The organism is Marinococcus sp. LNHM4E3-1 (genome assembly GCF_056034405.1).
Genome location: NZ_JBQLID010000009.1, coordinates 108,677 through 121,976, shown reverse-complemented (window position 1 = coordinate 121,976; position 13,300 = coordinate 108,677). Strand labels below are relative to the sequence as shown.

The 13,300-nt window shown below is 45.6% G+C and carries 11 protein-coding genes; 5 read left to right on the top strand and 6 right to left on the bottom strand.

What is annotated here, in order from left to right; all coding sequences use genetic code 11:
* The first annotated feature begins 83 nt into the window (after positions 1 to 83).
* A complete protein-coding gene (locus ACTRXI_RS11310) occupies positions 84 to 1,166 on the top strand; it encodes an alpha/beta hydrolase (RefSeq protein WP_474262554.1) in 1,083 nt (360 codons plus the stop codon).
* A 34-nt stretch (positions 1,167 to 1,200) separates the two neighbouring features.
* Here the strand turns inward: ACTRXI_RS11310 and ACTRXI_RS11305 are convergent, their stop codons facing one another.
* From ACTRXI_RS11305 to ACTRXI_RS11295, 3 genes are all read right to left on the bottom strand, one after another.
* Positions 1,201 to 2,298, bottom strand: a complete 1,098-nt coding sequence (locus ACTRXI_RS11305) for a M20 family metallopeptidase (protein WP_474262552.1) — start codon at positions 2,296 to 2,298, stop codon at positions 1,201 to 1,203.
* Between the two features lie 51 nt (positions 2,299 to 2,349).
* Positions 2,350 to 3,417 (bottom strand): ATP-grasp domain-containing protein, encoded by a 1,068-nt coding sequence (locus ACTRXI_RS11300; protein ID WP_474262550.1) that lies wholly within the window; start codon positions 3,415 to 3,417, stop codon positions 2,350 to 2,352.
* Between the two features lie 287 nt (positions 3,418 to 3,704).
* Complete coding sequence (locus ACTRXI_RS11295) at positions 3,705 to 4,403, bottom strand: Na-translocating system protein MpsC family protein (protein WP_474262548.1); 699 nt, start codon at positions 4,401 to 4,403, stop codon at positions 3,705 to 3,707.
* Positions 4,404 to 5,154: 751 nt separating this feature from the next.
* Between ACTRXI_RS11295 and ACTRXI_RS11290 the strand changes: the two genes are divergently transcribed.
* The gene (locus ACTRXI_RS11290) at positions 5,155 to 6,027 is read left to right on the top strand and encodes a YihY/virulence factor BrkB family protein (protein WP_474262546.1); all 873 of its coding nucleotides are present in this window, start codon (positions 5,155 to 5,157) and stop codon (positions 6,025 to 6,027) included.
* A gap of 66 nt (positions 6,028 to 6,093) precedes the next feature.
* On the opposite strand, the gene ACTRXI_RS11285 is transcribed toward ACTRXI_RS11290, so the two are convergent.
* Entirely contained in the window at positions 6,094 to 6,855 is a 762-nt protein-coding gene (locus tag ACTRXI_RS11285; protein WP_474262544.1) for an SDR family oxidoreductase, read from the bottom strand.
* Positions 6,856 to 7,057: 202 nt separating this feature from the next.
* Here ACTRXI_RS11285 and ACTRXI_RS11280 point away from each other — a divergent pair, with 202 nt between their 5' ends.
* Both ACTRXI_RS11280 and ACTRXI_RS11275 read left to right on the top strand, forming a co-directional pair.
* A complete protein-coding gene (locus ACTRXI_RS11280) occupies positions 7,058 to 7,582 on the top strand; it encodes a TetR/AcrR family transcriptional regulator (protein ID WP_474262542.1) in 525 nt (174 codons plus the stop codon).
* Between the two features lie 139 nt (positions 7,583 to 7,721).
* Positions 7,722 to 9,668, top strand: a complete 1,947-nt coding sequence (locus ACTRXI_RS11275; RefSeq protein ID WP_474262588.1) for a DNA/RNA helicase domain-containing protein — start codon at positions 7,722 to 7,724, stop codon at positions 9,666 to 9,668.
* Positions 9,669 to 9,714: 46 nt separating this feature from the next.
* Here the strand turns inward: ACTRXI_RS11275 and ACTRXI_RS11270 are convergent, their stop codons facing one another.
* Complete coding sequence (locus ACTRXI_RS11270; RefSeq protein ID WP_474262540.1) at positions 9,715 to 10,818, bottom strand: AbrB family transcriptional regulator; 1,104 nt, start codon at positions 10,816 to 10,818, stop codon at positions 9,715 to 9,717.
* 153 nt (positions 10,819 to 10,971) lie between these two features.
* Between ACTRXI_RS11270 and ACTRXI_RS11265 the strand changes: the two genes are divergently transcribed.
* On the top strand, positions 10,972 to 12,297 hold the full coding sequence (locus ACTRXI_RS11265; protein ID WP_474262538.1) for a DUF2252 domain-containing protein: 1,326 nt from the start codon (positions 10,972 to 10,974) through the stop codon (positions 12,295 to 12,297).
* Between the two features lie 42 nt (positions 12,298 to 12,339).
* On the opposite strand, the gene ACTRXI_RS11260 is transcribed toward ACTRXI_RS11265, so the two are convergent.
* Positions 12,340 to 13,203 carry a LysR family transcriptional regulator gene (locus ACTRXI_RS11260; RefSeq protein WP_474262536.1) on the bottom strand — a complete coding sequence of 288 codons (864 nt, stop codon included), beginning with the start codon at positions 13,201 to 13,203 and terminating at the stop codon, positions 12,340 to 12,342.
* Between the last annotated feature and the right edge of the window lie 97 nt (positions 13,204 to 13,300).

Sequence of the window (13,300 nt, the reverse complement as noted above, 5' to 3'; positions counted from 1 at the left end):
TAAATTTTTGAGAGAAGTATTTAAGAAAAAAATGTGTAATAATATAGTTTGTTTTTATTCTCACTTAGGAGGATTTTACGCGTATGGATTACAGCCATGAAGAGCTTGTGCATCGTTTAGAAGAAAAAGCATCTCTTGTGAATGAGGGAAGCGCAGAATTAGTCGCAAAAGGCATACCGTTTTTAGAAGATAAAGAAGGTCTTGATCCAAGAGTGAAACAATTTCTGGAGCAGGAATCTGAGCCAGGACTGAGACGTCCAATGACGCACGATGACCTTGAAATTATTCGAAGCCGCAAAGAAAAAGAGAGTCGGGACTTGAGCTCAAATATTCGTACAGAAACAAAGCTTGTTTCATTAGAAGGCCGTGACTTAGAGCTGAAAGTATATAACCGGTCAAATAGCACGAAACCGATGCTCGTTTATTTTCACGGCGGAGGCTTCTTTGAACGTGACGAGAGAGTAATGGACAATATATGCAAACTGCTGGCTGAAAAGGCGGAGGCTGTAGTAGTCGCAGTCGAATACCGGCTCGCACCAGAGCACAAATATGCAGAAGGGCTGAATGACTGCTTCGACAGTGTGCGCTATATATGTGACCATCGTAATGAATTCGGTGCAGATGCGTCGCGTGTTGGTCTGGTGGGCGATAGTGTCGGAGCGAATCTGGCGCTTGGCGTCTATCATTTAAGTCGTGAAAAATCCTGGAACATTTGTTATATGAGCTTATTGGCTCCTTTGTTGGATTTATCCGATGTGTCCGGCGGAACCCGGAAAATGGATCAGTACAATCCAGGCGCAGATAGAGAGCTTGTACGCCAGGAGCTTGTGACCATGCGGGAGTCGCTTTCATTTATTCAGTCGCTGTATGTCACAGACCTTGAAGAGCTCGATCAGCCACTTGTATCCCCGTTGCGTAATAAAGAAAATGTTACGTATCCTCCGATGATGATTGTGACGGCTGAATTTGATTTTCTTCGGACGCAGGGAGAGGAATTCATGAGAAAGCTCCAGAAACAGGAGAGCTCAGTACGCTATATTGAATATAAAGGGATGGCTCATACGTTTTTAAAGAAGCTGGGCTATTACCCACAGGCTGCCGATTCCATTCGGGAAACGGCTGTTCACTTCCGGGAATTGCTTCAAAACAATACGCAAAGCAATTAAAAAATAGGGCCGGCAGTCAAGCCGGTCCTATTTTTTAATCGTTATTGACTACGGGCAGCGGGACTGTGGAAAAACTTGCGGCAAAATCCACTAAAATATTCTCGTATTCAGGGATGGAGCTCGTGTAAACAAGTTCATTGTCTCCATGCCAGTTGTAGCCGACAGGCCCGAATTCAACAGCCGGAATGCCGTAAACCGTAAAGTACTGTCCATCCGATGATCCGTGCTGACCGAAAATATTCACCTTCTCGAGCTGGGTATGGCGGGTGATGGAATCGGATAACGCTTTAACATAAGGATTATCAACTTCCGTATTTACGGGGTCGTTGCAGATATGCACAGACACTTCATCATCGGATAGACTGTTAATCTGCTGTAAAATATCCTCCGGCAGCTGGTCCGGCAGGTAACGGATATCAAGCGAAAATTCGCATTTGGACGGAACCTTGTTGTAAACGGTGCCAGCCTGGATTTTGGCCAGATTTATAGAAGGCTGGGCGTATAACTCTGAGCGCTCCTTGGAAAAAGGGAGCTGCTTAATGCGCTCATAGAGCGCAAATGCTTTTTCGATCGCGTTCTCTCCTTCCCAGGGACGGCTTCCATGTGTGGAGGAGCCGGTGACAGTAATATCCAGCTGCAGAACACCTTTGGACTGAATAGCGATCCCCAGGCCGGTAGGCTCTCCGCAGATAACAAAGTCTCCCTTATGGCCGGTATCAACTAAATAACTGGTACCGTTACGGCCGCCGGTTTCCTCATCGGGAACAATTTGCAGCTGTACTTTGCAGCCCGCCGGAATTTTTTTCAGGCGTACCATCGCAGACATCATAGCCGCAAGCCCGGCTTTCATGTCTGCCGAACCGCGGCCGTAAAGCTTCGCGTCTTTTTCGTAGGGAGCAAACTGCTCTTCTTTGCCTTTGACGACGTCCAGATGCCCGTTAAAAATCAGGGTTTGACTTCCGTTTCCGACTTCGCATACGAGCATGGAATGCCCGTTATTTTCATGCTTTTGGACCGCCAGGCCCCGGTCTTCCATCCACTTTTTACAAAATTCCATTGCTGCATTAACGCCGGGCAGACTCGACGTATTATAGCTGATTAATGCTTTTAGAAGAGGAATCGTTTCATTCACTCTGAGCCTCCTCGCGAAAATTTGTTATTATATTGAAAAAGGTGGGGTCGTTCACACGGTAGATGAGGTCTCATCCGGTGCCGTATGAATTCCTTTGTTTTTATCAATTTTTACGACCCGGTCAAACCGTGCAAGCCCGATGTTTTCTTTGTCATTCAGCCATTCCGGATGAAGCTCTTTGCCTGCGGCCAACGCGATGTAGGCTGAAGGAATATTTGCTCCGGCAGCGTGGGAGAGGGCGTATCCGCCTCCAAATCTTGGATTAATATCAATCACATAGTAGTCGTGGCCATCATAAAACACATCAGTATTAATGTAGCCGATATGCTTCAAGTTTTCTCCAATCTTTCTGCCTACTTCCATCAGTGCTTCGTCTTTTACTGATATCGCTTTATCCACGTCGCCTCCGCGCATTTCGAGCTGTTTCAGGGCCAGAGTGGTTAAATAATTTCCTTCCAGGTCATTAACGATGTCAACACTGTATTTTTCTCCATCCACGACCTGCTGAATCACAATGTTGTCTTCGGGGTCATGAATGGAATCATCAGCGATCGGACTGTTTTTGACCGCATCTACCGCCTGCTTGTAGGCAAACTGCATATCTTCAAAAGAGGAGACAATGTTAATGCCGACCGAAGCCGAGCCGTTGCGCGGTTTAACAATCAGCGGCCAGGTCACCTCCTGGTTTTCAATTCCCTTCGCTGCTTCCTCCACCGTCAGGTAGGAAATTGGCGCCGCGACACCGAATCTGCCAAGGAGTTCCCGGTATTGATGCTTGTCTCTCATCGCCTGTACGGTGGAAACCTCGGGTGTAAAAACTCTTACCCCCAACTGCTCAAGTTCATGACGGGATTGGGCAAATTTGGTGATTTCCCAGTCGTTTAATGGAATGAGCATTTTAATCCCTTCATCTTCACAGATCGAAAGGATCGTGTCCAGGTAGTTTTCATCCGTCTGGTGCGGCGTAACATAGGATCTGTCTGCCTGCTGGATCGCTGGGGCTCCAGGATCCGGATCAGTGACAATGACTGTCCCTTCAATATTTAATCCGTTCATCGCCTCCTGGAAAAACTGAACAAAATCTATTCGGCGTGCTGCCGAGGTTAATAGTATATTCATGGCGGAACCTCCATTTTAGATATATAGTTTACAGCCTTAACAGCTAATAAAATTTCTATCGGCAGTGAAAAAAATTGTTACCAAGCTAATTTTTTCCATATGCATAAAAAAGAGCCGAAAAGGCACTGGTACCTTTCCGGCTCATGTTTTGCTTTATTTCAAAACATTGCTGCCACCAATAATGAGTGTTTGACTAATGTCACTTATACCTTATTCATTTCCGCCCTAAACGTTTTGTTTTATAGAAAAGCCCAGAAATTGGCTCGGAGTATCGATATGCCTGCGAACTATCTCTTTTTTTCCGGCTCCAATGCCAGTACCATATAGCCTTTATCTGCACGAAAATTCCAGTCGGTGAATACGTCTGTGATTTTTCTCTGCAGCACCGGCTCCATATGTTCTTCCTGAAACAGCCGCCGTTCCATTGGCCGTTTGGCAATTTTCAACTGCTCTTCAAAGCCCGCGTGAATGAGTTCCTTCTCAATTTCGACGAACACACCAGAGCGGTAAACGATAACTGAGCGTTCATCAACCCAATAAGCCTTCGTATGGTCGGGCTCTTTTTGGCCTTTAATACTCAGATTCACGATCTTTCTTTCAAAGGCCTTTTGACTGAGTTCTCCCGGCCACGGCATTTTTTTTGGCGGTTCTTCATCCATTACGGCCCAGATCATACCGCTGTGTTCTTTTAAATTCCAGTCAAAGTACCATTCTTTAATTGTTCCATTTATCATATCTTCAATATCTGTCTGAATTCGGGGACAAAATTCATCCATAATAAATTCTCTTGATTTCGCAATACGCTGTTCTTCATTTTGCTGCAATAAAATATTTTCCATTGGTCCTAAAAAATCTTTCACATACATAATTAAAAATGGCCGCTTAAACGAAACATGAATATTGATTGGGCCTTTTCCAAAATGATCCCTCAACGCTTTGCCGGTGTAGGCTGCAATCATTTGGGCTTCAGTTTGTTGATGTTCCATAAAGTCTCCTTTTGTAAGAAGCGGGGTTCTTCTTAACTGATTACTATTATACTATCAAATGAGCTTTTTATATACAGATTTTCTATTTATTGCGACTAAAGAACTGCAACTAGATACCTTTTGAAATTTCGAATATAAGAAAATACCTTTATTTGCCCTTTAAATAACATCTTGTTAAGCATAGAAATTAAAAAGTGCAAAATTTGTATGAGCAGCAGGTTAGTTCCAAAAAAATCGTTAAATTGATTCATTTTAATCCACAGGGCCACGGTTTTAATCGTTCTCTTTTACTTTGAAGGGGGAGGAGCGTATCATAATAGATGGAAGGCACATAGAATGGTGGCTTCTCCATAGAAAAAGCTCTTCCTACGCCGGCAGGAAGGGTTTTTTATGTTTTATGGGGACTAAAGAGAATGATTTTCGGGACCATTTATAAAAGACGCTGCTTCTTATTTGATATGCTGAAAATAATACGTTTTGATTTTCGTCTGGAAAGGTAAACATAACACAGGCAATAACTAAATAGCATCGGCAGCAACAGACAGTTACAGCTGTTCTGTAAGCCAGGAAAAGATATGCTCTTTTTCTGGCTTTTTTATTGCTTAAAAAGCAGAAGCGGCCCCGTGGCGGTCAATTAATAAACGAAAGGAGAGGGAGCATAGCGCCAGAAACCTGTTTCAGGAATTTTTATTATTTATCAGGCATCCAGTGCTTATGAAAGCTATCGTATTTATAGAAAGGACGTACACATGTGAAAAAAATAAAGCCATACATCTCGGATTTGATGACCGAATTTAAAGAAGATAATGTGCCTTTACTTGCCGCCGCCCAGGCGTATTATTATATTCTTTCCATTTTTCCGCTGCTTATTTTCGCGTTGACGATTCTGCCGTTATTAAATTTGAATCCTAACTCCGTAGTCAGCTTTATAGGCACTGTCGCACCTTCGGATACTGCTTCTTTGTTTGAGGAAAATATTACAACCCTGGTACAGGAGCCGCGCGGTATTTTATTTGTAGTCAGTCTGCTCGGCGCACTCTGGTCCGCCTCCAATGGCATAAATGCGTTTATTAAATCCTCCAATGAAGCTTACGACGTAGAGGAGACACGCTCGTTTATCAAGGTACGTTTGATTGCCATTGCGCTCACGATCTGTATGATCCTGACCATCGTAGTGGCCCTGGTGCTTCCGATATTCGGGAATGTCCTGATTTCAATGATCAGCTCTGTTCTTGGTCTCCCGGCGCAGACAGAGATTTTATTCCAGGTGCTCCGTTGGGTGATTGCTGTGACCGTTATGACACTCATGCTTTTGCTGTTGTACCGGTTCGCGCCGAATCAAACTTTAAAGTGGAAGGAAATACTGGTAGGGTCCATAACCGCTGCGCTTTTGTGGCAGATCGTATCACTCGGCTTTTCCTTTTACGTCAGCAACTTTGGAAACTATTCGGCTACCTACGGCAGCCTCGGTGGTGTTATTATTCTGCTGCTCTGGTTTTTCCTGACTGGTCTCGTACTCATGATCGGAGCGGAGTTGAACGTGATTTTTCACCGCAGAAAAAATGGTACGGTACGAAAAAGCAGAGAGCAAAAAACTGCCCCAAACAGGGAAACTAGCTCATGATTGCAAATGAATACTAAAAAAACGATCCCAATCGGGGTCGTTTTTTAGTATGAGACTGCATTTACTTTAAAATCCTGCTGTCCAGCCGCCGTCTGCGGTCAATACTGTGCCGTTGATAAAACCTGCATCATCAGAAGCTAAAAACAATGCTGCGTTCGCAATTTCTTCGGCCTGACCGACACGCGGAATAAGGGACTGGGTTTTCTGGGTCCGGGAAGCGCCGAATTCATTCATATCCTTCATTGTAGAGCCAATGTTGGTTTGTACTGCCCCTGGGGCGATGGCGTTGCAGCGAATGCCTTTGTCTGCATACATAAAGCCCGTATTTTTAGTCAGACCGACGACGGCATGCTTTGAAGCTGTATAGGCTGCTCCGGCATGAGCGCCGTTCAATCCGCCGGTCGAGGCGGTATTAATAATAACGCCCCGTTCTTTTTCCAGGAAGATAGGAAGCGCGTAACGAATAGCACGCATGACGCTTTTCGTATTAATATCAAACAGGAGGGCCCACTTTTCGTCACTGATATCTCCGGCAGCCTCCATGCCGTCCATAATACCTGCGTTGTTGACCAGAATATCCAGAGTGCCGTAAACGCTGACGGCTGTATCAATCATGTTTTGAATATCCTCAGTACTGGTTACATCCACTTCCACTGCCTGGGCGGTACCGCCGTTTGAAGTAATCGATGCCGCCACCTCCTCGGCCCCCTGCTTATTCACGTCTGCTACAATCACCTTTGCTCCTTCAGCAGCGAAACGCTCAGCGATTGCCTTCCCCATTCCCGATGCGGCGCCAGTTACTACCGCCGTTTTTGCCTGTAATTTCATGACTTTACCCCCCAATATTAATGTATTCGCTTACAAATTGATTATTTATTCAACATCTGTTCAATAACTTGATTCTATTTGTAGTATAATAGATGCAGGTCTTTAAATACAATCATCAAAACCAGGATGTATTGTTGATTAGTAAACAAATGACGGTTTTTTTGTTTATAAATTTAAAATAAAAGAAGGGAGGAGGGGGCTTATGAAGTCATTCTCTGAAAATACAGATCGAAGAGTGAAAAAATCAAAAAAGGCAATGCAGCAGTCTCTGCTGGAATGGATGGTGGAAAAGGACTTTAAATCCATTTCCGTTACAAATATTGTGGAGCGGGCTAATGTCAACCGGGGCACTTTTTATAAACATTACGAATATAAAGAACAACTGCTTGAAGAAATCATGGACGGGGTCACGGCAGATCTGAAGGAGGCGTTCAGGCAGCCTTATAAAAGCAAAGCAGTGCTTGAAGTGCCGAAACTAACGATTTCTTCGGTAAAAATATTCGAGCATGTGTTAAAGCATGAACGCTTTTATACACTTGTTTTTGCCTCAAACATGCTGAACGGGTTTCAGAACAAATTGGCCGATGTCCTCAGGGATCTCGTTCTAAGCGATCTCTTACATGCGGATAATAACGAAGACATGGACCGGAAGCTCCAGGCCGGGTATCACTCCCACGCCATTTTGGGTATGATTGTCGAGTGGGCGCGGGAAGGCTTTGAACACTGACCGGATTATATGGCAGCACAGCTGCTTTTAATTCTGCAAAGCCGTCCGGCTGCCATCGTGTTTAAAGCCGAAAACCAGTGATAAAATGCTTATAACGAAACATTTTTTATTCATTTTGCAAGCTAAAAGGAGCTTTAGCCTGATCGTTTACGAAGCAAATAAACATGAATTTCTGGAAGATGTTTTTCACGATGAACTCGTTACCAATATATGCAGCAACTACACGTCCAAGGTAGGTAAAATCAACGAAGCAGAGGTGCGGTCCTGGGATAATTCGATGCAGTACATGTACCGGGTGCTGATGGATGACGGGATCCCGGACAATGCCGGTGTCGCGATTGAATTTAAAATTCCGTATACGGCGAAGCGGGTGGATTTTTTAATATCAGGCAAAAATAACAATGACCCCTCTATCGTTATTGTCGAGCTGAAGCAGTGGAGCAGGGCGGAAAAAATTGAGGGAAAAGAAGCTATTGTTAAAACGGTGATGGGCGGAGGGCTCGTGGAAACAACTCATCCTTCCTATCAGGCCTGGTCGTACGCCTCTCTTATTAAAGATTATAATGAAAATGTCCAAAGGGAACATATTGAGCTGCATCCGTGCGCTTATTTACATAACTATCTGTTACAGTCGGAAAATGAACCGCTCACCGACGACGTCTATACCTATTATGTAGAGCAGGCTCCTGTATTTGCAAAGGGAGGGGCCGGCGAGCTCCGCGCATTTATTAAACAATATCTGACGCACGGGGACAACAAAGAAAATATTTATAAAATCGAAAAAGGGAAAATCCGGCCGTCGAAATCGCTGCAGGATACGTTGAACAGCATGCTCGCAGGAAACGATGAATTTCTGATGATTGATGACCAGAAGATCGTATACGAAACAGCCCTCCAGCTCGCAGAAAAAGCGAAACGTACGGATACCAAGCAGGTGCTCGTAGTCGAAGGCGGGCCGGGCACGGGGAAATCAGTACTTGCGGTGAATCTGCTGGTGGAGCTGACGAATAGAAATCAAACCGTGCAGTATGTGACAAAAAATTCAGCGCCAAGAAATGTGTATGCCAATAAGTTAAAGCAAGACTACCGCAAAACTCATATCGATAACTTGTTCAAGGGCTCAGGCAGCTATGTGGACCGGCCGAAGGATGAACTGGACGTGCTTGTCGTAGACGAAGCCCACCGCTTAAATGAAAAGTCCGGCTTGTTTCAAAATCTCGGTGAAAATCAGATGAAAGAAATCATTCATACGTCGAAGCTGGCGGTATTTTTTATGGATGAACACCAGCGGGTTACTTTAAAGGATGCGGGAACGACGAAGGAAATCGAAGCATTCACCGAGCAGGCAGGAGGCGTCCTGCATCGGATGAAGCTTGCCTCCCAGTTTCGCTGCAACGGCTCCGACGGCTACCTGGCCTGGGTGGACGATACGCTCGGCATCCGGGAAACAGCCAATGAGCATTTCATGGGAAAGGATTACGATTTCAGGGTGTTCAGCGATCCGAATGAATTGTACGAAACGATTGCTGCATTAAATGAACAAAACAACAAGGCGAGGCTCGTGGCAGGCTACTGCTGGGAATGGCCAAAAAAGGAGAGGTCTTCTTCAGACTCGCACGACATTACACTTCCGGAGCACGGCTTTGGCATTAGCTGGAACCTCGATACCTCCAATACGTGGGCCATTGATGAAGGATCAGTTACAGAAGCGGGCTGCATTCACACATGTCAGGGACTCGAATTCGATTATGTGGGGGTCATTATCGGGGACGATCTCGTGTATCGGGACGGAGAAGTACAGACCGATTATACGAAACGGGCCAAAACGGATCAGTCGCTGCGCGGAATCAAAAAAATGATGAAGGAAGAGCCCGAAAAAGCCGGGAACCTTGCCGATGAAATCATCCGGAACACCTACCGGACGTTAATGACGAGAGGGCAGAAAGGATGCTTTATCTACTGCACGGATAAAGAGCTCGAGCAGTATTTTAAAGAAAGGCTTGCGCTCACGGAGCTTGAATACACGCCGGGCAGCTTTTTCAAAAAGGACCTGGAGGTAGCTGAAAATTATTCAAATTATGAATAACATTAAAAAATATCCCTTCGCCCTGATAAAAGGCAAGGGAATATTTTTATACTTTCAATGACCCGCGCTTTCTAATCCATTTAAATAGCCACCGAAGTATTGGGGGTACGGCTATAAAAATGAACAGAATGCGAAACAGCTGATAGCAGATGACAATTGAAATGTCCGCATTCACTTCCCGGCCGATAATGCCCATCTGGTCCATGCCGCCGGGAGCAAGGCTTAATAGGGCAGTAGCGGGAGAAACATGGTGCATATGCTCCAAAATCAGACTGAGACTGAACGCCCCGGCGATTAGAACGACCCCGCCGGCTATGGTCAAGGCTCCTATCCTTGCTTTATGCTGAAGCTGTTCGGGCCGGAGCAGCAGACCGAAGTAAGTACCAATCAACAGCTGTGCCCCGTTCGTTACGACAACCGGGAGAGCCGGCGCCTGTAGGCCGATAAGCGTAACACCGATCATTACAAGCATAGGAGCGAGCATATAGGAGGTGGGCAGCCGTAGCTTCTGGCCGGTCCAGGCAGCGGCGAGGCAAAGGCCAAGAAACAGAAGAGCAGAAGGAAAAAGGTTGTCCCAGGACGCCGCTGTCTGAACGGAACTTCCTCCGGACGTCGCGTTTCCGTCTGTAAATAGCGGGCTCACTGCAAGCACGGGCACCAGAAACATAATTAAAATGATCCGGGTCACCTGCATGAACGTTACGACCGTAATATCAATCTGCTTTTCTTCTTCCGCGAGAGTGACCATCTGGGAGAGGCCTCCCGGAATGCTCCCGGTCAAAGCCGTGGGCAGGGAAACCCCGGAAAGAGAGGCAAATCCGAAGGCCATTAATCCGGAAAACAGGAGAAGCAGCATGGTCAGTCCGATCATCATCGGCAGCTGGGAACCGATCTGATAAAAGGTCTCCATCGTAAAAGCCAGGCCGATCGTATAGCCGACAATGATTAATCCGGTATTCCGAAGGGGCTGTGGCCAATACATCTGCATTTGCGGCAGCTTTGAAAGAAGTAATACAACTGCCATAGGCCCGAGTAGCCAGGGCACAGGAATAGTCAGCATGGAAAAGAAGAAGCCGCCAACGCAGGCAGCTGCTGCAGTAACAAAAAGGCGCAGCCACGCCGACTGCACACGTTTAAAGTCATTAAACATACAAAGACCTTCTTTATTGATTAGTAGCGTAGATTAAAGTGATTGTAGCACAAAAGCAGAGAGGATAGGAAAGGGAAAAAGAGGGTAAGTGATACCTGCGATTTGACATGGTATGATAGAAAATAATGGAATTCATAAAAAAGGAGAGATTTGGTGTCAGAACAAAATAAAGAACTGGATTTTTACACGACAAAAAAATATCTGCGTAAGCAGACGCTGGCAACCATTCTTGATCAATTCGATGACCGGCTGATGAACCTGAACAAAACGCGCCGCAAGGCGAAATATGTCAAGATGAAGCAGGATCCCTACAGCTTCTTCCGGGGAAGTGCGTATTTGTTTTACTACGATGTAGTAAATATCCCGTTCCGGCATCATACACCAGAAGATAAGCCAACCTGGATTATGGGCGACATGCATATGGAGAATTTCAGCAGCTTTCAAAATGAAAACGGAGAAATTGTTTTTGATGTGGATGATTTTGATGAGGGATATCTTGGTTCTTATCTGTATGATGTACTCCGTATGGTGGTCAGCATCCGGCTGTTCGCGATGCAGCAGGGATTTGATGATGAGGAGCGGGACGCTTTTGTGCGGACGTATTTAGAAGCCTATCATAAACGTCTGAAAAAGTTTAAAAAAGGCAAAAAAGATCCTGTGAAAACGCAGTTTACTTCAAAAAACACAAAGCAGCCAATAAAAAAGACGCTCGAAAAGCTTGAGGACCGAAAAGCCACCCATGAGCTCGAAAAGCAGACTTTCATTAATGACAGCGGCGACCATGTATTTGAGAGAGAAAAGTCAAAACTGGATTCGGTAACCGACAAAGAGTATCAGGAAATAGTTAAAATCTGGGATCAATATTTAGGCAGTCTGGCAGAGGAAAGCTACCGGAGCGAAGAGCATTATGAAATCAAGGATATAGTGAAAAAGACCGGAGCCGGCATTGGTTCCACCGGCCTAAAGCGTTTTTACATTTTAATTGAAGGCGGAGAGGACCATGTTATTTTGGAAGCAAAAGAAGCACGGACGCCGATTCCAGCTTACTTTTTTCCTTATGAAGAAACGTTTTGGACCACAAATAAGCATCAGGGTAAACGGGTAATCAAAACCCAGCGGGCGATGCACCATCTGGCTGACCCTTATTTAGGCTACTTCACGCTGCAGCACCGCGACTACTACGTACGGGAACGGTCACCGTACGACAAAGATTTAAAAAGCAAGCATTTGGAGAAGCCGAAACGGATGCACCGTACGGTGAAAACCATGGGGAAAATATCAGCAAAAGTTCATGCCCGGGCAGATATTGATATTCAGCAGGGGCTGCTTGATTATCACAGCGAAGATGAAATTTTAAAAGCCATTGGAGACAACGAAGAAATTTTTGTTGAGGAAATGGTTACATGGTCGAGGTTTTACAAAGAGCGGGTAGAGGAGGATTACGAGCTCTTTCTTGAATGGCTGAAGGAAAGCTTTTAATAATGGAAGCAGTAGGTGCTGGCGGGAAGCCGGCACCTTTTTCTATACATAATCAAGAAACTGAAGGATCTCTTCGCTTGTGTACTTATACAAAAGGTAGGTTGAAGCCTGCGGAAGGTCGAATTCCGGGGCGTCCACATGAAGGACCCGTCCTTCAGCAAGTTCCCTTCTCACTGCAGAACGGGGGAGAAAAGACACGCCGAGCCCTTCTTCGATAAACCGTTTCGTTACGTGGCTCTGGGAAACCTCCATCGTCTGCAGAGCGGGGAAGCGGGCCCGCAGCTTTCGAAGCAGTATTTCCCAATAACCGGGGTGATTGTAGGTGAAAACGACATTTTTCGTCAGGACGTCTGTGCTGTCGAGGGGCGGAGCTGTTTCAGCATCACCTCCGTCATGGGGGGCGATTAAAAGCACTGGTTCCTGATGCAGCAGTTTCTGGTTCGTATCGCCTCCAGAAGCCGGGAGCAGCGAAAGGCCGATGTCGGCAGAGCCATCATGGAGACGGCGTTCAATGAGAGCTGATTCCTGAACGTCGATGACTACGTCAATGTGCGGATAGGTTTTTATAAACCTGCGTATAACCCGGGGAAGCATCGATACCGCAAGGAGCGGGGAAACGGCGATTGTCAGTGTGCGTGTCTTACCCTGCTGCCACTGCTCCATGTCCTCGAGTCCGGAATGATAACTTTTAAGAATAGCCTGGGCATGCGGAAGAAACCGGCGTCCGTCCGGACTCAGTGTGACCCGGCGGCCTTTGGAAACAAATAATTTAAATCCGAGCTGCTTTTCGAGATTTTGGATATGGATAGTTACCGCCGGCTGAGTAATAAAAAGAATTTCCGCCGCCTCGCGGAAATTCTCATATAGAGCTGCGGTAGTGAACGTCTCCAGCCACTCTATTTTCATGATAGCCTCCTTTTTTAATAACATAATATTATTAATAATGAAGAATTTATTTAATGTTTATTATTATATACCTGCGCTAGACTTAATGTAACAATCA